Annotated in this window: 15 protein-coding genes and 1 pseudogene; 8 read left to right on the top strand and 8 right to left on the bottom strand. The window is 71.1% G+C overall.

Annotated elements, in window-relative coordinates:
* The first annotated feature begins 8 nt into the window (after positions 1–8).
* Positions 9–842 (top strand): MerR family transcriptional regulator, encoded by an 834-nt coding sequence (locus ABUW04_RS18375; protein WP_380565771.1) that lies wholly within the window; start codon positions 9–11, stop codon positions 840–842.
* A gap of 29 nt (positions 843–871) precedes the next feature.
* On the opposite strand, the gene ABUW04_RS18370 is transcribed toward ABUW04_RS18375, so the two are convergent.
* From ABUW04_RS18370 to tdh, 6 genes are all read right to left on the bottom strand, one after another.
* The gene (locus ABUW04_RS18370; protein WP_380565770.1) at positions 872–1,489 is read right to left on the bottom strand and encodes a mycothiol-dependent nitroreductase Rv2466c family protein; all 618 of its coding nucleotides are present in this window, start codon (positions 1,487–1,489) and stop codon (positions 872–874) included.
* A gap of 154 nt (positions 1,490–1,643) precedes the next feature.
* Positions 1,644–2,315, bottom strand: coding sequence for a TMEM175 family protein (locus tag ABUW04_RS18365; RefSeq protein WP_380565769.1), 672 nt, complete (start codon positions 2,313–2,315; stop codon positions 1,644–1,646).
* A gap of 34 nt (positions 2,316–2,349) precedes the next feature.
* Positions 2,350–2,664: a hypothetical protein gene (locus tag ABUW04_RS18360; RefSeq protein ID WP_380565768.1), complete on the bottom strand. Its 315-nt coding sequence runs from the start codon at positions 2,662–2,664 to the stop codon at positions 2,350–2,352.
* Positions 2,665–2,774: 110 nt separating this feature from the next.
* On the bottom strand, positions 2,775–3,704 hold the full coding sequence (locus tag ABUW04_RS18355; RefSeq protein ID WP_030251900.1) for a LysR family transcriptional regulator: 930 nt from the start codon (positions 3,702–3,704) through the stop codon (positions 2,775–2,777).
* Between the two features lie 4 nt (positions 3,705–3,708).
* Positions 3,709–4,920 carry a glycine C-acetyltransferase gene (locus ABUW04_RS18350; RefSeq protein WP_380565767.1) on the bottom strand — a complete coding sequence of 404 codons (1,212 nt, stop codon included), beginning with the start codon at positions 4,918–4,920 and terminating at the stop codon, positions 3,709–3,711.
* A 55-nt stretch (positions 4,921–4,975) separates the two neighbouring features.
* On the bottom strand, positions 4,976–6,004 hold the full coding sequence (gene tdh / locus ABUW04_RS18345; RefSeq protein ID WP_380565766.1) for an L-threonine 3-dehydrogenase: 1,029 nt from the start codon (positions 6,002–6,004) through the stop codon (positions 4,976–4,978).
* A gap of 305 nt (positions 6,005–6,309) precedes the next feature.
* On the opposite strand from tdh, the pseudogene ABUW04_RS18340 reads away from it, so the two are divergent.
* From ABUW04_RS18340 to ABUW04_RS18330, 3 genes and pseudogenes are all read left to right on the top strand, one after another.
* A pseudogene (locus ABUW04_RS18340) lies at positions 6,310–6,543 on the top strand (chaplin); the annotation flags it as partial.
* Positions 6,544–6,806: 263 nt separating this feature from the next.
* Positions 6,807–8,129 (top strand): ammonium transporter, encoded by a 1,323-nt coding sequence (locus tag ABUW04_RS18335; protein ID WP_380565765.1) that lies wholly within the window; start codon positions 6,807–6,809, stop codon positions 8,127–8,129.
* Complete coding sequence (locus tag ABUW04_RS18330) at positions 8,126–8,464, top strand: P-II family nitrogen regulator (protein ID WP_030251888.1); 339 nt, start codon at positions 8,126–8,128, stop codon at positions 8,462–8,464. The genes ABUW04_RS18335 and ABUW04_RS18330 overlap by 4 nt, the downstream gene beginning before the upstream one ends.
* An 83-nt stretch (positions 8,465–8,547) precedes the next feature.
* Here ABUW04_RS18330 and ABUW04_RS18325 read toward each other — a convergent pair whose 3' ends face one another.
* A complete protein-coding gene (locus ABUW04_RS18325; RefSeq protein WP_380565764.1) occupies positions 8,548–11,073 on the bottom strand; it encodes a carbohydrate-binding module family 20 domain-containing protein in 2,526 nt (841 codons plus the stop codon).
* 325 nt (positions 11,074–11,398) lie between these two features.
* On the opposite strand from ABUW04_RS18325, the gene ABUW04_RS18320 reads away from it, so the two are divergent.
* The 3 genes from ABUW04_RS18320 (at position 11,399) to ABUW04_RS18310 (ending at position 14,165) form a co-directional block, all read left to right on the top strand.
* Complete coding sequence (locus ABUW04_RS18320) at positions 11,399–12,043, top strand: TetR/AcrR family transcriptional regulator (RefSeq protein ID WP_380565763.1); 645 nt, start codon at positions 11,399–11,401, stop codon at positions 12,041–12,043.
* Positions 12,044–12,087: 44 nt separating this feature from the next.
* Positions 12,088–13,404 (top strand): MFS transporter, encoded by a 1,317-nt coding sequence (locus ABUW04_RS18315; RefSeq protein ID WP_380565991.1) that lies wholly within the window; start codon positions 12,088–12,090, stop codon positions 13,402–13,404.
* 230 nt (positions 13,405–13,634) lie between these two features.
* On the top strand, positions 13,635–14,165 hold the full coding sequence (locus ABUW04_RS18310; protein ID WP_380565762.1) for a hypothetical protein: 531 nt from the start codon (positions 13,635–13,637) through the stop codon (positions 14,163–14,165).
* A 39-nt stretch (positions 14,166–14,204) separates the two neighbouring features.
* Here the strand turns inward: ABUW04_RS18310 and ABUW04_RS18305 are convergent, their stop codons facing one another.
* On the bottom strand, positions 14,205–15,875 hold the full coding sequence (locus tag ABUW04_RS18305; RefSeq protein WP_380565761.1) for an HNH endonuclease signature motif containing protein: 1,671 nt from the start codon (positions 15,873–15,875) through the stop codon (positions 14,205–14,207).
* A 711-nt stretch (positions 15,876–16,586) separates the two neighbouring features.
* Between ABUW04_RS18305 and ABUW04_RS18300 the strand changes: the two genes are divergently transcribed.
* Entirely contained in the window at positions 16,587–18,329 is a 1,743-nt protein-coding gene (locus ABUW04_RS18300) for a sensor histidine kinase (protein ID WP_380565760.1), read from the top strand.
* The last annotated feature ends 4 nt before the right edge of the window (positions 18,330–18,333 follow it).

The raw sequence follows: 18,333 nt of genomic DNA, 5'->3' as shown, positions 1-18,333 counted from the left end.
AGAGCATCATGTTCACCATCGGAGACTTCGCCGGGCACGGACGGGTGTCGATCCGCATGCTCAGGCACTACGACGCCATCGGCCTGCTGCGGCCGGCCCGGGTGGACCGGTCCAGCGGCTACCGCTTCTACGAGACGGCGCAGCTGTCCCGGCTCAACCGGATCGTCGCGCTGAAGGACCTCGGCTTCACGCTGCAGCAGGTGCAGACCATCCTCGACGAGGACGTCAGCGCCCAGGAGCTGCGCGGGATGCTGCGGTTGCGGCGGGCCGAGCTGGAGGCGGCCGTCGCCGAGGCGGCGTCGAACCTGGTCCAGGTCGAGGCGAGGCTCCGGTCGATCGAGAATGAGGGTGCCATGCCCGAGGAAGACGTCGTCATCAAGCGCCTGCCCGCACTGCGGCTGGCGGAGCTGAGCGGAACGGCCGCGAGCTTCGACCCGACCGACATCGGCCCGGTGGTCAACCGGCTGTTCGACGAGCTGTGCGCACAGACCGAGGCGGCCGGGGTCACCCCGGTCGGCCCGAGCACCGTGTACTACGAGACCTCCGAGGCCCTCGGCGCGGAGGTCGTCGTGCACGCCGGCCTCCCGGTCGCCGCCGGGGTCACCGGCGGCCCCGGCGGCCCCGGCTTCCAGGTGGTCACCCTGCCCGCCGTGGAGCAGGCCGCGACCATCGTGCACCGCGGCTCGATGGACCGGGTGCTGGCCACCAGCCAACTGCTGGCCCGCTGGGCCGAGGCGCACGGCTACCGGTTCCGCCAGCACGCCCGGGAGATCACGCTGAACTACTCGGAGGATCCGGACGAGTGGGTGGCCGAACTGCAGGCCCCGGTGGTCGGGGCCTGACCCCGGCCGGTCGAGGGCCGGTCGGCCGGTCAGTCGAAGTTCAGGCTGCCGGTGCGGGTGCGCTTCAGCTCGAAGAAGTCCGGGAAACCGGCCAGCGCCCGGGCCCCGTCGAAGATCCTGGCCGCCTGCTCGCCGCGCGGGATGGAGTTGAGCACGGGACCGAAGAAGGCCACGCCGTCGATGTGGATGGTGGGCGTCCCGACGTCCTCGCCGACCGGGTCCATGCCCTGGTGGTGGCTGCGGCGCAGCTCCTCGTCGTAGGCGTCGCTGTCGGCCGCGGCGAGCAGCCCGGCCGGCAGCCCCACCTCGGCCAGCGCCGCGGCGGCCACCGCGCGGTAGTCCTTGTCGCCGCCCTTGTGGATCCTGGTCCCTAGGGCGGTGTAGAGGTCCTCGTACACCTGCTCGCCGTGCTCCTGCCCGGCGGCGGTCACGATCCGGGCCATCGCCAGCGAGTTGTCTACCAGCTCCCGGTACCAGTCCGGCAGCTCGCGGCCCTCGTTGAGCACGTACAGGCTCATCGGCCGGAACCGGAGCTCCAACTCCCTGAGCCCGCGCACCTCCAGGATCCACCGCGAGGTGATCCAGGCGAACGGGCAGGCGGCGTCGAAGTAGAAGTCGACCTTGGCGGGCGTCTCGGTTCGGGTCATGACCGTGGTTCCTCTCGACATCTCAGGCGTTAGCTGTCGCAATTGCTGACAGGAACTACGTTAGCCACCCATTGATCCGCCCAGCAGGGCCAATGGGGGCATGATCCGCTGGGCCAATTCCGTCCGGATCAGGCGCCCGGATCAGGCGTCCCGATCAGGCGTCCGGGTCCTGCGGGGAGACGGGGCGGGGCGCCGCCTCCCGGGCGGCGCGTCGGCGGGTCGCGTAGGAGCCGCCCCGGCCGCCGACGAGCAGCAGGACCACCAGGACCAGCACTCCGTGGCCGGGGAAGAGGTAGCCCGCGGGGACGGCCAGCAGCAGGGCAACCAGGTCGAACCAGAGCTCCAGGCTGTCCGCGGTCGTTCCGGCGTCAGCGGAGAGCCGGTGCCGCCGGGCCTCATGACGGATCGTCAGCAGCGAGACCACGGCCAGGACGTTGATCCCGGCGTAGACGGCGATCGCGATCCCGTCCTGTCCGCCGTAGGTGCCCAGCAGTTCGGCGGCGAAGGGCAGTGCGCACACCGCCAGCAGCAGCGGCAGGGTGCGTGCCAGCAGCGCCGGGTGGGTGGCCTGCACGGTGCGCATCTCGGTGTTGTGGCGGCGCCAGTAGCTGGCGATCACATAGAAGCTGATCAGGAACGCCAGGTAGTGCGGCCACTCGTGCAGCAGTGCATGGATCAGGACGTGGTCGGCCGGATGGTCGCCCTCGTCGGGAACGCGCAGGTCCAAGGCGAGCAGCGTCATCGCGATCGCGAACACGCCGTCGGACAGCCCGAAGAGCCGTCCGGTCGCGCGTTCGTTGACTTGGTCCTCGGTCAGCGTGTTCATGGCGGACACTATCGCACGGTGATCTGCCGCACCGTCACTTGGTCATGTCGACGCTGGCCGAGGCCCCGCTGATGCCGCCCAGGTGCAGGTGGTAGCGGCCGAGGCCGAGGTCGGTGTTCTTGTTCAGCACGAAACTGACACCGTGCGAGTCGAAGGTCACGTGGTCGTTGTCGATCCGGTCGATGGTGAACTTCTGGCCGTTCAAGGTGAGGCTCTCGCCCTCCTTCAACGTCAGATGGCAGCTGCCGCCCGCGCAGCCCACGTCCCCCGAGTCGGAACAGCCGACGAGCACGCCGCCTCCGAGCAGGACCGTTCCGAACAGCACAGGCACCAGCACAGCACGCCTCATGGAACCCCTCCCCCGTCTGCCGAGCTCCTTGCTCCACAGTAGCGAGCGTGCGGGCGTCACCGGCGGAATCAGGCCACCTGCGGACTGCGGCAAGCGCTACGGACCGCGCGCTACGGACCGAGCGGTCCGGCCGGCCGGACCCGGTCGGCGGCCGAGCGCAGGGCGTCCAGGACCGGGCGGATCAGCGGATGCTGCTCCGCCCCGCGCCGGACCGCGGCGAAGACCCGCCGGGTCGCCGGATCCCCGGCCACCGGCAGCACCACCACCTCCGGCAGGTCCACCCCGCGCAGCGCCGAACGCGGCACCAGAGCCACCCCGGCCCCCGCCCCGGCCAGCGCGGCGACAGCCCTGAAGTCGTCCGAGGAGTGCGTCACCCGGGGCTGGAAGCCGGCGAACTCGCAGGCCAGCATGACCACCTCATGGCAGGGGTTGCCCGGGTAGGGGCCGATCCAGGGCTCGTCCGCGAGATCGGCGACGTCGACCCGCTCGCCGCCGGCCAGCCGGTGGCCTCGGGGCAGCACCGCGTCGAACGGTTCCGCGTAGAGCGGGACCCGGGACAGCCGCTGGTCGTCCTCGCGCGGAGCCCCCCGGTACTCGACGGCCACCGCCAGGTCCGCGTGCCCGTCCAGCACCATCATCAGGCTGGCGTCGCCCTCGGCGTCGCGCACCCGGATCCGGATGCCGGGGTCGGACACCCCCAGCGCCGTCATCGCCGGGGCCACCACCGCAGCGATACCGGTGGCGAAGGACGCCACGGTCACCTCGCCCGCGTCGCCCGCGCTGTAGGCGGCCAGCTCGGCCTCGGCCCGCTCCAGCTGGGCCAGCACGGTGTTGCTGTGCGCCACCAGGATCTCCCCGGCGGCGGTCAGCCGGACCCCGCGGCCGTCGCGCACCAGCAGCTGGTGGCCGACCTCGTGCTCCAGCGCGGCCAGCTGCTGGGAGACGGCGGACGGGGTCAGATACAGCGCGGCGGCCGCGGCGGTCACCGTCCGGTGGTCCGCCACGGCCCGCAGGGTGCGCAGCCGCCGGGTGTCGATCACCCGGTCATTTTGCCAGGGATGCCCGTGCTGCCACGAATGCCCCCACTGCGGTCTCGACGTCCTCGGCCGAGTGGGCGGCCGACAGCTGGACCCGGATCCGGGCCTTGCCGTGCGGCACCACCGGGTAGGAGAAGCCGACCGCGTAGACGCCGTGCTCCAGCAGCTGCTCGGCGATCCGTCCGGCCTGCTCGGCGTCGCCGACCATGACCGGGGCGATCGGGTGGTCGCCGGGCAGGATCTCGAAGCCCTCCTCGGTCATCCGGCGGCGGAACAGCTCGGTGTTGGCGTAGAGCCGGCTCCGCAGCCCGGCGCCCAGCCCGTCGGCGCTGTCGTCCTCCAGCAGGTCCAGGACGGTGATCGAGGCGGCCGCGATCACCGGGGCCAGCGAGTTGGAGAACAGGTAGGGCCGGGAGCGCTGCCGCAGCAGCGCCACGATCTCGGCGCGGGCGGCGACATAGCCGCCGGAGGCGCCGCCGAGGGCCTTGCCCAGGGTGCCGGTGAGGATGTCCACCCGGTCCATCACCCCGTGCAGCTCGTGGGTGCCGCGCCCGCCGGGGCCGACGAAGCCGACCGCGTGCGAGTCGTCCACCATCACCATGGCGCCGTAGCGCTCCGCCAGGTCGCAGATCTGCTCCAGCGGCGCCACGTAGCCGTCCATGGAGAAGACGCCGTCGGTGACGACCAGCTTGCGGCGGGCGTCCCCGGCCTCCTTCAGCTGCTGCTCCAGGTCGGCCATGTCGCGGTTGGCGTAGCGGAAGCGGCGGGCCTTGGAGAGCCGGATGCCGTCGATGATGCTGGCGTGGTTGAGCGCGTCGGAGATCACCGCGTCGCGCTCGTCCAGCAGGGTCTCGAAGACGCCGCCGTTGGCGTCGAAGCAGGAGCTGTAGAGGATGGTGTCCTCCATGCCCAGGAAGCGCGACAGCCGGGCCTCCAGTTCCTTGTGCACCTCCTGGGTGCCGCAGATGAAGCGGACCGAGGCCATGCCGTAGCCCCAGCGGTCCAGCGCCTGCTTGGCCGCGGCCACCACCTCGGGGTTGTCGGCCAGACCCAGGTAGTTGTTGGCGCAGAAGTTCAGCACCTCGCCGGGGCGCCCGCCCGCGGTGACGTCGACCGACGCGCTCTGCGGGGTCCCGATGACCCGCTCGGGCTTGTGCAGCCCCGCGGAGCGGATCTCGTCGAGGGTGGCGCGGAGGTCCGCGCGGACCGAGTCGAGCATTCTGGGTCACTCCTTGGATCTGGGTACGGAGGGTTGCCGGGGAAATGCGGTCAGGTCACGCGGTCCAGTCGAGGATGACCTTGCCGCAGCGTCCGCCGGCCGCGTCGTCGAAGGCGGCGTCGAAGTCCTGGTAGCCGTAGCGGCCGGTGATCACCGGGCTGAGGTCGAGCCCGCCCTCCAGCAGCACCGACATGGCGTACCAGGTCTCGAACATCTCCCGGCCGTAGATGCCCTTGAGGGTGATCATCGAGGTGACGATGCGGGCGAAGTCGACCGGGAACTCCTCGGCCGGCAGCCCCAGCATGGCGATCTTCCCGCCGTGGGTCATGTTGGCGATCATGTCGCGCAGCGCCTCGGGGCGGCCGGACATCTCCAGCCCGACGTCGAAGCCCTCGCGCAGCCCCAGCCGCCGCTGCCCCTCCTCGATGGTGGCGGTACTCACATCCAGGGCCAGGCTGACGCCGACCTTCTCGGCCAGCTCCAGCCGGTACGAGCTGACGTCGGTGATCATCACCTTGCGGGCCCCGGCGTGCCGGGCCACCGCCGCCGCCATGATGCCGATCGGGCCCGCCCCGGTGATCAGCACGTCCTCGCCCACCAGCGGGAAGGACAGCGCGGTGTGCACCGCGTTGCCGAACGGGTCGAAGATCGCCGCGACGTCCAGGTCCACCGGGACCCGGTGCACCCAGACGTTGGAGGCCGGCAGGGTGAGGTACTCGGCGAAGGCGCCGTCCCGGCCGATGCCCAGGCCCACCGTGCTGCGGCACAGGTGGCGCCGGCCGGCCAGGCAGTTGCGGCACTTGCCGCAGACCAGATGTCCCTCGCCGCTGACCAGGTCGCCCGGCGCGACGTCGGCGACCCCGGGGGCCACCTCGACGACCTCGCCGACGAACTCGTGGCCCAGCACCAGCGGGGTCCGCACGGCCTGCTGCGCCCAGCCGTCATAGGCACGGATGTGCAGGTCGGTCCCGCAGATACCGGTGCGCAGCACCTTGATCAGCACCTCGCCGGGGCCGACCTCGGGCTCCGGCACGTCCATCAGCCACAGCCCCGGCTCCGCCTTCGCCTTTACCAGTGCTTTCACGGCGGGAGCCTCCTGAGGCGCGACGACGTACGCCGGCGGCGAGTGCGGCCGACGCTGACAAACCCTGCCCGCCCGCCCCGCCGCAGGTCCATCGAGGCTTTCTTAAGCACGCCTCCACCGGAGCTTCATGGTGCCCCGATCCGGCCGCGCCCGCGATCGGCGGCGGTCGGACCGCGAGCGGTCGCGCCACGCGTTCGGGTGATGCCCGGCCTCCCGGCGTTGCCCGGCGGGCGGGCGCGGCGTTGGAGGTGCAGAGCCTCGTGTCCCGATCGGCTCGCTCAGTCTCCGTCGCTCGAAAGGGTCCCATCGTGAACCACCAGCGCAGCACCTTCGTCGCCGCCGCCGCTCTCGGTCTGCTCGCCGCCGGCGCGGGTGTCGCCTCCGCCTCCAGCACGGCGGCGGGCGCCGCTGTCGGCTCCCCCGGCGTCGGCTCCGGCAACCTGATCCAGGTTCCGGTGCACGTCCCGGTGAACGTCTGCGGTGACAGCGTCAACGTCATCGGCGTGCTCAACCCGGCCTTCGGCAACGAGTGCGCCAACTGGGGCTGAACCGCCCCGCACCACCCCGCGCCCGCGGGCGACGCGTGAACCCCCGGCACCGCCACGGCGCCGGGGGTTCACGCGTCCGGGTGACCCACCCGCGGCGCAGGCGCCGCCATCCGGCCCACCCGTGCCGGAAAGCGCGGGATCGGTGAGGAAACCGAAACGGTGCGGAAGCCTTCAGGACATCTCCCGGCAATGCGAAACGCCGGCGAAACACACCCGTACGCAACCGGAAATCTGCCCCGGCAACCATCGCCAGCGTGACCACCCCCGCCCTGCTCGCCGCCGCCCCTCCCGCCCTCGACGCCGGCGACACCGCCTGGCTGCTCGTCGCCACCGCGCTGGTGCTGCTGATGACCCCGGGGCTCGCCCTCTTCTACGGCGGCATGGTGCGCACCAAGAGCGTGCTCAACATGCTGATGATGAGCTTCGTCTCGATCGCCCTGGTCACCGTGGTGTGGCTGCTGGCCGGCTACAGCCTGGCCTTCGGACGCGACCTCGGCGGGCTCGGTCTGATCGGCAGCCTGGACCACCTGGGGATGGCCGGGATCACCCCGTCCTCGCTCACCGGCAGCGTCCCCACCCTGCTCTACGCGACCTTCCAGCTGACCTTCGCGATCATCACCGCCGCGCTGATCAGCGGCGCCGTCGCGGACCGGGCCAGGTTCGCGGCCTGGGTGGTCTTCGTCCTGGTCTGGACGCTGGTGGTGTACGTCCCGGTGGCGCACTGGGTGTTCGCGCCCGGCGGCTGGATCAACGCACAGCTGCACGCCCTGGACTTCGCCGGCGGCACGGTGGTCGAGGTGAACTCCGGCGCCTCCGGACTGGCCCTGGCCCTGGTCCTGGGCCCGCGCCTGGGCTTCCGCCGGGAGGCGATGCGTCCGCACAACCTGCCGCTGGTGCTGCTGGGCGCCGGGCTGCTCTGGTTCGGCTGGTTCGGCTTCAACGCCGGCTCCGCACTCGGCGCCAACGGCCTGGCCGCGGCCGCACTGCTGAACACCCAGGCGGCCGCCTGCACCGGACTGCTGGGCTGGCTGCTGACCGAGAAGCTGAGGGACGGTCACGCCACCACCCTCGGCGCCGCCTCGGGGGCGGTGGCCGGCATGGTCGCCATCACCCCGTCCTGCGGATCGGTGGACCTGCTCGGGGCCCTGGTGATCGGAGCGGTCGCGGGCGTGCTCTGCTCCTACGCGGTGTCCTGGAAGTTCCGCTTCGGCTACGACGACTCGCTGGACGTCGTCGGCGTTCACCTGGTCGCCGGCATCGCCGGGACGGTGCTGATCGGGGTCTTCGCCACCAGCGTGATGACCGGCGGCGCCGAGGGGCTGCTGCACGGCGGCGGCCTGGACCAGCTCTGGCGGCAGGCCGTCGCGGTACTGGCCACCGGGGCCTACGCGTTCACCGCCAGCTACGGCATCGGCAAGCTGATCGACCGGGTGCTCGGCTTCCGCGCCCCCGCCGAGCACGAGCTCTCCGGCCTGGACCTCGCCGAACACGCGGAGACCGCATACGATCACGGCGTCATCCACCAGGGCGCCCTCGCTGGACCCGCAAGCCACCACAGAGAGATCCACACCCCATGAAGCTGATCACCGCCGTCATCAAGCCGTTCCGACTGGACGAGGTGAAGACGGCGCTGAACGAGGTCGGCGTACGCGGTCTCACGGTGACCGAGGCCAGCGGATACGGGCGCCAGCGCGGCCACACCGAGGTCTACCGGGGCGCCGAGTACCGCATCGACCTGGTGCCCAAGGTGCGGATCGAGGTCCTGGTCGAGGACGCCGAGGCGGACGCGGTGATGGACGCGATCGTCGCGGCCGCGCGGACCGGGAAGGTCGGCGACGGCAAGGTGTGGAGCGTGCCGGTCGAGACGGCGGTCCGGGTGCGCACCGGCGAGCAGGGCCCGGACGCGGTCTGACGGTCCGACGGTCCGCCCGGCACGAGAGGGTCCGACACCGGTCTCGGTGTCGGGCCCTCAGCCCGTGCGTCCAGCGGTCGGTATTACTTCCAGGTGTCCGACAGCGTCACGGTGCCCGAACTGCCGGTGGTGTAGCTGCGGTTGGCGCCCGACTCCCAGGTCACGTTCCCGGCGGCGTCCTTGACGATGTACTTGTACTCGAAGTACGTGTTCGGCGTGATGCTGATGGTCTTCGACCAGACCGGGTAGCTGCTGGAGGACAGCAGGATCGCGCTGTTGGGGTCCCAGTAGCCGAGCCCGCCGATGCTGCCGACAACGTAGACGTTCTGGCCGGTCACGGTGGACTTGGTCTCGTCGAAGACGACACCCACCGAGCTGGTGGCGTTGGCCCCCCAGGTGTTGCTGAGGGTGGCCGCCGAGGTGCCCGTGGTCGCCGTGTGGTTGGCGCCGGACTCCCAGGTGACGGTGCCGTCCGGGTCCTTCTTGATGAACTTGTACTCGAAGGCGGTGTTGGACGGCAGGTTCACCGTCGCCGACCAGGTCGGGTAGTTGGCGGAGGAGAGGGCGACCGCGTTGGCGGTGTTCCAGCCGCCCAGCGCCGCGATCGAACCGACCACGTAGACGTTCTGGCCGTACCAGGTGGTGGCGGTGTCGTTGAAGGTCTCCGCCACGGTGGTGCTGGAGCCGTTGAAGGTGTCGGTGAGGGTGGCGCTGGCGCCCGAACCGGTGGTCGCACTGTGGTTGGAGCCGGGCTCCCAGGTGACGTTGCCCGCCGAGTCCTTGGCGATGTACTTGTACTGGATCGCGGTGGACTTCGGCAGGGCGACGGTGACCGTCCAGGTCGATCCCGACTGGGTCATCGGTATCGCACTGCCCGGGGCCCAGCTGCCCAACTCACTGGTGGAGCCGACGAGGTAGAGCGGAGCACTGCTCGGGGCGCCGCTGACGGTGAAGGTCTCGTTCACGGTCGAGCTGCTGGTGCTGGTGCTGGTCGAGGTGGGGGTGGCCGTGGCCGTCGCGCTGGCACTCGCCGAGGCGCTGGCACTCGCGCTGGCACTCGCCGAAGCGGTCGGCGTGCTGGTACCGGTGGTGGTCGCGTACAGCGCCACCGAGTCGCCGGCCGCGATGGACACCGTCGCGTTGCCGGAGCTGTCGACGGCCACCGTCGGTCCGGAGCAGGCGCCGGTCGAGGCGGTGTAGTCGCCGTGGATGATGTCGCAGTAGGTACCCGCGGCCAGACCGGTGGCGAAGGTCTTGGTCTGCGTGGTGCTCTCGTTGTTGATCGCGATCCAGGCCTTGGAGCCGCGGGAGAAGGCGATCAGGTTGGAGCCGTCGTCGTACCAGTTGGCGACGGCCGCCGTGCCGGCCGCGTTGTGCCAGCCGACCATGTTGGCGATGCCGGTGTTGCGGTCGGTGCAGACCCAGGCGCTGGAGGAGCAGTCGGTGTTGGTGACGAAGCCGTTGGAGTCGGCCGGCGGGGAGTCGTCCGAGCTGCTGAAGGAGAAGCCCGAGTAGACCGAGGGGGTGCCGTAGCCCCAGGCCAGCATGAACTCGGTGGCCAGGGTGTACTGGGTGCCGTTCTTGTAGTTCAGGGTGCTGCCGTTGCGCTCGGTGTCGTGGTTGGTGACCATGGCGCCGTCGTACGCGCTCGGCAGCAGGCCCCAGGTGCTGCCGAAGGTCTTGAGGTTGGCGATGCTGCCCTGGAACTGGCTCTTCATGTCGTACGCGTAGTCGAAGCCGATCAGGCTGCCGTTGCTCTCGAAGGCCGCGGGCGCCAGATTGCCGCTGCTGCCCGGATACACCTCCTGCAGCACGAACGGCCGCGCGCCCCACAGCGTGTTGTTCAGCCGGGACTCGATGTTGGCCATGTCGGCCTGGGCGATGTGCTTGGCGGAGTCGACCCGGAAGCCGTCGACCCCGTCCGCTATCAGCGTGTTGAGGTAGGCCGCGATCTTGGCGCGGACGTCGTCCGTCTCCGTGTAGAGGTCGGCCAGGTTCTCCAGGTCGCACTCCTGGACCTGGGTCTGGCTGTTCCAGTCACTGATCGACAGGTCGGAGTTGGGGCAGTTGGTCGGGTAGCTGTGGAAGTCGGCGGAGGTGTAGGGGACCTCGCTGTAGCTGCGCGACGACACGTTGAAGCTGTCGCCGCCGTAGGAGTCGGTGCTGGTCTGGTCGGTGCCGGACATGTGGTTGATGACCGCGTCCGTGTAGACCTTGACGCCCGCGTTGTGACAGGCCGTTACCATCGCCTGGAACTGCGCCGCGGTGCCCATCCGGCTGTTGAGGTCGTAGCCGACCGGCTGGTAGACGTCCCACCAGGCGTGGGTGCTGCCCGAGAGCCGGATGGAGTCCTGCGGCGGGGACACCTGCACCGCGCCGTAGCCCTTGGGGCCGAGGACATTGGTGCACTCGGAGGCGACCGAGGTCCAGTTCCACTCGAAGAGGTTGGCGATCACGTCACCGCCGTTGCTGCTGCTGGCATGCGCGGCTCCGCCCAGCGCCACCGGCAGCAGTCCGCCGGCGAGCAGGGCGCCGGCCAGCAGCAGGCCGCCCGAGCGCGAACCGAGACGGCGGTTGCGGCGGGAGCCGCCTTCCGGGGGTGGTGCCATGGGCATGGATCTGCGCGTGGATCTGCGCGATGACTGCGACTGCATCGTGACTTCTCCCAGGAGGGTGGATGGGAAGGTCGTCATGCGGGCCCGCACGAAGCGCAATGGCCCGTCCGCAGCTCACTGCGAACGGCGCCTGATGGACCGTCCAACCCCGGTGGCCACTGGGGACTTGACGGCTGCGCGAGATGACGATCCCGCCGCTGACGGGCGGTGGTCAAGCCTTGGGTGCAAACAATTTCAACGTCTTTCGAAAATTTCATGCGCGCTTGCAGTCGCCCTCAGAAAGTAGACAGTGTCTACGGAGCGGTGGTAGACAACCTCCATGGACCATCAGGGATCGCTTCGGGAACGGCTGATCGACGTCGGCGTGGAGCTGGTGACCACGGAGGGGACCGCCGCGCTGGGGCTCCGTGAGATCGCCCGCAGGGCGGGGGTGTCGCACGGCGCTCCGCGCCGCTACTTCCCGACCCACCACTCCCTGCTGTCGGCCATCGCCCGCCGCGGCTTCGCCGAACTCGGCATCCGCTCCGCCGCCGCGACCGCCGGACTGGAATCCGCACGCGACCAGGTGCAGGCGATCGCCCGGACCTACGTCGGCTACGCACTGGGGCAGCGCGGCATGTTCGAGCTGATGTTCCGTCATGACCTGCTGGACAGCGGCGGACAGCGGGATTCGGACAAGCCGGGGTTGCGGGAGTCGTCGCTGCCCCAGTTCCGACTCGTGGTCGGCCTCATCGCCCGTCACCGCTCCGAACAGGGGAAGGCGCAGGCTGATCGACCGGCCGCCCCTCCCCCGGCCGTGGCCGCCGCGGCGCTCTGGTCCAACCTCCACGGCATCGCCCAGCTCTGGACCTGGCAGAGCCTGCAACTCGCCCTGGACACCGATGGATCGGGCACTGACCCTGACTCACTCGACCTGTTGATCAACGCCGCCCTGGACGCCCACCTCGGCCCGGCCGACAGGTGACCCCACAGCGCCATCTGGCCCTGCTGGCCAGCACCGGCGGAGCGATGATCGTCGCCCTGGACGGCACCATCCTGACCGTGGCGCAGCCCAGCCTGCAGCGCGACCTGGGTGCGAGCGTGGCCCAGGTCCAGTGGACCAGCACCGGCTATCTGCTGGCGGTGGCCGCACTGCTGGTCATCGCCGGACGCCTAGGCGACCGGTACGGCCACCAACGGCTGCTGTTGATCGGGCTGCTGGGCTTTGCCGCAGCCTCCGCCGGGGTCGCGCTCTCACCGGACATCGGCTGGGTGACAGCGATGCGCATCGCTCAGGGAGTGAGCGGCGCCCTGCTGCAACCGGCGACACTCGCGCTGCTTCGGCTGGCCTACCCGCCCGACCGGCTCTCCGGCCCGGTCGCCGTCCGTACCAGCGCGATCGGACTGGCCGCCGCGGCCGGCCCCCTGCTGGGCGGTGTCCTGGTCACCCAACTGGGCTGGCGCACGGTGTTCGTGATCAACATCCCGATCGCTGTAGCGATCGCCCTGGTCACCCTCGCCGTACGGGTGCCGATGCCGGCACCCGTCGAATCCACCCGCCTAGACCTGACCGGCGCGGCCCTGCTCGCGACAGCTCTCGCGGTACTGGTGCATGCCCTCGCCGGAGTGCCCGGGTACGGGTGGACCGCCGGCCGCACCGTTCTCGGACTCACCGCCGCTGCGGGGCTCACGGCGGGGTTCGTCCGGCACGAACGCCGTGCGGAACATCCCATCGTGCCACGTGCGGTGGCCCGGTCCGTCCCGGTGACGGCCTCGATGGCGATGCTGCTGACCACCAGTTGCGGCCTGTTCGGGGCCCTGTTCGCGACCACGTTCTTCCTCCAGGACGTCCGCGGGCTGAGCCCCCTGGTCAGCGTGGTGTGGGGAATCCCGATGACCGCGCTGATGATCCCCGGCGCGCCGCTCGCCACGGCGGTACTCCGCCGTCAGGGGCCACGCCGCACCGCGATCGGCGGCATCGGTCTCGTCGCCGTCGGAATCGCGGCGCTGTCCCGGCAGAGCCCGACCAGTCCCTGGCTGCTCACCAGCGTCTGCTTCGCACTGCTCGGCGCCGGCTTCACCACGGTGATGGTCACCGCCACCGGCACCGTCGTCGGCGACGCCCCACCCGGCTACGCCGGAGTGGTCGGCGGCCTCAAACAGACCGCCAACAACCTCGGCCCCACCCTCGGCATCGCCATAGCCGCCGGCCTGACCGCCCTCACCCCCACCCTCCTCACCCTCTCCGCCCTGACCGCCCTCGGCCTCCTACCAGCCGCCCTGCTCCCGGGGCGGGACGCCCGTCACCCGAACGTGGACTCGTTCCAGCGGGCGTCGGTGAGGTAGCGACGATCGTGGCCCTCCGCGACATGGCAGGAGAAGGCAGGATGGCCTGCCGCTGCGTGCCCCCGCGGTGTACGCCGCGTCCCAGACTCGCGAACCGGATGGGCGGTGTCGAAGTCGATGAAGGCGACCGAAAGCAGTGAGCGGCTGAACATCCGACCGGCTGGTGATGTCAGTGCTCCCCGCCATGCTTGGTACCCAATCAACTCGGGATTCGGAATGCGGCATTCGCAATGCGCGTACTGGTCGATGGTGAGGTGTCTGTGCACTACCACCAGCTCTACGTCGAAAGCGACCAGGACAGGTTCACTCCAGGACTTGAGGAGGCGTTCGCGGGCCAGGCCGCCGGGCTCTGCGGCGGTGCACAGGCAGGAGCCCTGTGGCTGACTATCGGACTTCATACCGGCGACGTCGGGTTCACCGTCGAGCTTCACCAGGATCGCCCGCCGGTCGACGAGGCCTGGGAGGAGATAGTCGAAGTCGGGTTCACTCCGTCATCGCCGAGGACGCAACTGCTGCAGTGGGCAGGCGAAGCACGCTGGGATCTCGATCTCGCAGAGGTCGACTACCGCGTTCGCTACTGCGCCATCGGAATGGACCGGGCCAGAATCGCCGACAACAGACCGGCCGGAGTGCCGCAACTGGACCGGTACCTGCTCCAGTTCTGGCCCAGCCCACTCGAACCGGCCCGAGTGCTGAAGCAGACCAGCGAGACAGCGGCCTACTGGCACGAGCACGCCCGCCAGCGAGCGGCCTGCCGGTAGCGGCAAGGCACACTGCTCCAGCTTCCAGAATCGGGCTGTTTAGGCGGCGGCGGTGGATTGTCTGTGCCGGGTGGGCAGTGGGGGGATCCGGGTGTTGGGTGGGGTGGGGGTGTTGGGGGGTGGGGTGGCGGTGTAGTGGCCGTTGGGTTGTTGGGTGAGGTTCCAGCCGGTGGTGTGCAGGTCGTGGTGGTGTTCGGGGCAGAGCAGGGTGATGTTGTCGACGGAGGTGGGTCCGCCGTCGGCCCAGTGGATGGCGTGGTGGCCCTCGCACCAGGAGGGTGGCCGCTGGCAGCCGGGCCAGATGCAGTGCCGGTCGCGGGCGGTGACCGCGTCGCGGATGTGCGGGGGGATGGTGCGCGAGGCCCGGCCGATGGACAGCGGTCGGCCCTGGCCGCGGGTCAGCAGTACGCGCAGGGTGCAGTCGCAGGCCAGTTGGCGTGCGGTGGCGGTGTCCAGGCGCAGTCCGCGGGTGGTGAAGGCGCCGTGCGGCGGGGCCAGCAGTCCGGCCAGCGGGTCACCGGGGTGCTCCGGGGCGGGGAGCGGGTCCTGGACCGGTCCGTCGTGATGGTGGTGTGGGTGGGGGGTGGTGAGGGTGTCCAGGTCGGCGATCAGGGTCAGGTGGGGGCGGGTGCCGCCGGTGACCGGTAGCGTGCCGGCGTTCAGGGCCAGCGCGGCCACGGTGGCCAGCGCATCACCCAGGCGCTGGGCACCGGTGCGCGGGTCCTCGGTCTTCGGTGGGCCGGCGGCGGCCTCCAGGGCGGTCCGCAGCCGCTCCCCGGCCAGGGCCTCCAGTTCGCCGGACAGGACCCAGAACGGGCGGTCGGTGGTTCCGGTGGCCGAGAGTTTCACCCAGGACTGGAACACGGCAGGGGCTTCGTCCTGGGGCGGTTCCTCCTCGGCCACCAGCCGCACCCGTACCTCCTCAGCGGCGCGCGTCAGCTGGGACAGGTGCAGGTGCGGGGCGTGGGTCAGCAGCAGTTCCTCGGCCTGGCCGCGGGCCTGGACATCGTCCACCGGCGCCAGATGACGGGCGATCACCTGCGCCTGGTCGGCGCTCAGCGTCCCGGCGGCCTGCGCGGTGCGGACCGCGGGCACCGCGGCCAGCTGACCGGCCCGTGCCGTCAAGCGCCGCGCCGCTGCGCTGGCGAGTTGGCCGTGGGTGGCCAGGAAGCCGCCGGTGGAACGTGAACGCAGCACGGTGGCGCCGTCCATGGCGTCGAAGACCGCCACCCGCCGCAGCAGTTCGGCCTCCAGCATCTCGCCCAGCCGCAGCAGGGCCAGCACCTGCTCGCCCAGGGCCAGCGCGCCGGTGGCACACAGGGCCTCCTGGTCCTGCCCGGCCAGCGCCGCCAGCATCGCCTGCGGCCGGCCCGGCACCGAGCGCAGCGGATCGGGCAGGACGGCGGTACGCGAGGACACCGGCGTACCGGCCCGCACCGAGCACCCTGAGGCGTCGGTGAGCATCCCGCCCACGCCACCGTTGCGCCCGGACACCCCGGCGCCCTCCTCGGCGACCTGCTCCCGCCAGCCGGTCGACCAGTCCAGCCCGGTCGCAGCCTCGATCGCCTCACCGCCACCCACCGTGTGGGCCGACAAGGAGGAGGGTTGCGCGGAGGAGGAGGGAGGGGACGACACCACCCGGCCGACCCAAGGGCCAGCACCGGACGCCGCGTCAACCATCGCCTCGCCCCCGAAGACCAGGGCGTCCATAACCCCATTCTCCCCCACCACCCCCAACCCCACCATCACCCACAAGGGGGAAATGTCACCCCATCAAGTTGACGAATGAGGCGATGCCGTAGCGGGTTGCTTACGGCAACTGTGAGTGGCTTACATGGCGGGTTCGTTGCCGCCCTCCGCCGTCCGTGGCTTGTTGCTGTTGCTGTTGCTCGCTACGATCGCTGGCCAACTGCGGGAGGGGCCGTCCTGGTTGGGCACCGTAGGCCCGTGGCGGGGGCGTGGGGGCGGGGCAGGGGGCGTGCGGCGGGTCGAGTTGCCTGAACTGGGGTCACTTCTCGTACATCGGGTCACTCGTCGTACGGAGATGTCGGATATATCCGGGCATTCATGTAGATCAAGTGACCCAATGTCCGAAGATTGACCCAAAGTGTAGAGGGCACCTATCTGGCGAATCGTTTCTGCAGCCCCACCACTGACCGCCCGCCACCCGGCAACGGCGAGACCCCGCACCCCTCCCCGCCCCTGTCGCCGCGAGCGAAGCGAGCAACAGCAACAAGCCACGGACGGCGGAGGGCGGCAACGAACCCGCCATGTAAGCCACCCACAGCTGCCGCCCCACCCACCCCGGCGGTGCACTGACCGGCGTGGGCCTGGCCCAATCCCCCGGGTGTAGCCGCCACCTGGGTGTACTGCGTCGTGGAGTCCGGGGAACTTGTCCTCGTCGAGGGGACAATCGGCGCCATGTCCCTCGCTCCGGTGCTGCCCGCTGATCCCCAGGTGCCGTTGGGGGGCGGGGGCGCGGGGGCGCAGCGGGGGCCGACCTCGGCGGCGTTGGTGCTGGTCGAGGCGCTGGTCGGCGGGGTGGTGCTGCTGGTCACCTACTGGGTGCTGGCCTCGGCCGGGTACTCCGGGCTGCTGCGCTCGTGGCAGCTGGTGCTGCTCGGGTTGCTCGCGCTGGCGCTGCTCATTGCCCGGCACCGTTTCCCTCAGGTGGCGATGGCTGCGCTGGCCGCGCTGCTGGGGGTGATGCCGTCGCTGGCCATGCTGTGTGCGGTGGTCAGCTACAGCACGACCCGGCGGGTCGGCGCCCCGCGCCGGCGGGATCTGGTGCTGCTGGCCTCGGCCGTGCTGCCGGTGCTGGTCAGCGTGGTGCGGCTGGTGCTGTGGCAGGGCGCCCGCTGGCAGTACGCGGTGGAGCTGGGCGCGGTGCTGGCCGTCGTGGGCGTGGTCGTCCCGGGACTGGTCGGCACCGCCGCCGGCCAGCAGGACCGGCTGGTCCGCGCGCTGCGCGAGCGCACCGCGGCGGCCGAGCGGGCCAAGCGGCTGGTGGAGAGCGAGTCGCGGACCGAGGAGCGGTCCCGGATCGCCGCCGAGATGCACGATCTGGTCGGCCACCGGCTCAGCCTGATCGCCCTGCACGCGGGCGGACTGGAGATGGCCCTGGCCGAGCAGGCCCCTGACCTCGTCGACGAGGCCGCCCAGGTACGCCTGGCCGGGCGGGACGCGATGGACGAGCTGCGCCAGGTGCTGGGGGTGCTCGGCCCGCTGGGGCGGGACACCGGCACCGATGCGCTCACCGAGGCAACCGGCACCAGAGCGGACGTACTGGCGCTGGTCGACGAGTCCCGTGCGGCCGGGATCCGGGTCGCGTTCTCCTGGCAGGGCGACGATCTGACGGCCTCCCAGCCACGGGTGCGCCGGGCGGTGAACCGGGTGGTCCGGGAGGGGCTGACCAATGTGCACCGCTATGCCTCCGGCGCGGCGCTCACCGTGACGGTGCATCACGAAACCGGCCGGGTCTCCGCCGAGGTTCACAACGGCGCGCCACCGCGTCCACCGGCCGCGACCACCGGGCTGGGCACCGGCCGCGGGCTGGCCGGACTGCGCGAGCGGGTCACCCTGCTGGGCGGCGAACTGACCGTGGGACCCGAGCCGGACGGCGGCTTCCTGGTCCGCGCGGTGCTGCCCACCGACCCGGACGCCGGCCCAGGCGGCGAGGCTGGCGCCGAGGCCGGCGGCGACGTCGGCGGCGAGGCCGGCCACGGTGCCGAGGGGGCGGCCCCGGCCTGGGAGCCACCGCTCTCCCCCGATGCGGTCGAGCCGCCCAGCACCGACGAGGTGGTGCGCAGCCGATTGGCCGGTGCCGTCGCCGCGGTGCTGGGCCTCGCCGGGCTGGGCGCGGTGCTGCTGGTCGGCCTGAGCCTGCTGCAGCAGGCCCGCCCGTTCGAGGGCGAGCCGCCGAACAGCGTGGTGCACCTAGGTATGACACCGAGTCAGCTGCAGCAGCTGGTCGGCTCGGACAGTCCCGCGGTGCGGTCGGCGGCGGACGGACGTGAGCCCTCGCGTCCCTCCGGGGCAACCGAGTGCATCTTCCCGTACACCTCCGCCACGGACGGTCGGCACCGGCTGATGATCACTCGCTACTGTTTCAATGATGACAAATTGACCGATATTGCCAATTTCACCACGCCGCTGGCCTCCTGAGCCG

The organism is Streptacidiphilus jeojiensis, from assembly GCF_042510965.1.
Classification (GTDB): Bacteria; Actinomycetota; Actinomycetes; order Streptomycetales; family Streptomycetaceae; genus Streptacidiphilus; species Streptacidiphilus jeojiensis.
Note: the sequence above shows the minus strand (reverse complement) of the source record. Positions and strands in the feature narration are given on the sequence as shown.

Coding starts and splice junctions, on each gene's coding strand:
- ABUW04_RS18375 (WP_380565771.1), top strand. CDS start 9: ATGTTCACCATCGGAGACTTCGCCGGGCACGGACGGGTGTCGATCCGC.
- ABUW04_RS18370 (WP_380565770.1), bottom strand. CDS start 1,489: ATGACCCGAACCGAGACGCCCGCCAAGGTCGACTTCTACTTCGACGCC.
- ABUW04_RS18365 (WP_380565769.1), bottom strand. CDS start 2,315: ATGAACACGCTGACCGAGGACCAAGTCAACGAACGCGCGACCGGACGG.
- ABUW04_RS18360 (WP_380565768.1), bottom strand. CDS start 2,664: ATGAGGCGTGCTGTGCTGGTGCCTGTGCTGTTCGGAACGGTCCTGCTC.
- ABUW04_RS18350 (WP_380565767.1), bottom strand. CDS start 4,920: ATGCTCGACTCGGTCCGCGCGGACCTCCGCGCCACCCTCGACGAGATC.
- ABUW04_RS18330 (WP_030251888.1), top strand. CDS start 8,126: ATGAAGCTGATCACCGCCGTCATCAAGCCGTTCCGACTGGACGAGGTG.
- ABUW04_RS18325 (WP_380565764.1), bottom strand. CDS start 11,073: ATGGCACCACCCCCGGAAGGCGGCTCCCGCCGCAACCGCCGTCTCGGT.
- ABUW04_RS18320 (WP_380565763.1), top strand. CDS start 11,399: ATGGACCATCAGGGATCGCTTCGGGAACGGCTGATCGACGTCGGCGTG.
- ABUW04_RS18315 (WP_380565991.1), top strand. CDS start 12,088: ATGATCGTCGCCCTGGACGGCACCATCCTGACCGTGGCGCAGCCCAGC.
- ABUW04_RS18310 (WP_380565762.1), top strand. CDS start 13,635: ATGCGCGTACTGGTCGATGGTGAGGTGTCTGTGCACTACCACCAGCTC.
- ABUW04_RS18305 (WP_380565761.1), bottom strand. CDS start 15,875: ATGGACGCCCTGGTCTTCGGGGGCGAGGCGATGGTTGACGCGGCGTCC.
- ABUW04_RS18300 (WP_380565760.1), top strand. CDS start 16,587: ATGTCCCTCGCTCCGGTGCTGCCCGCTGATCCCCAGGTGCCGTTGGGG.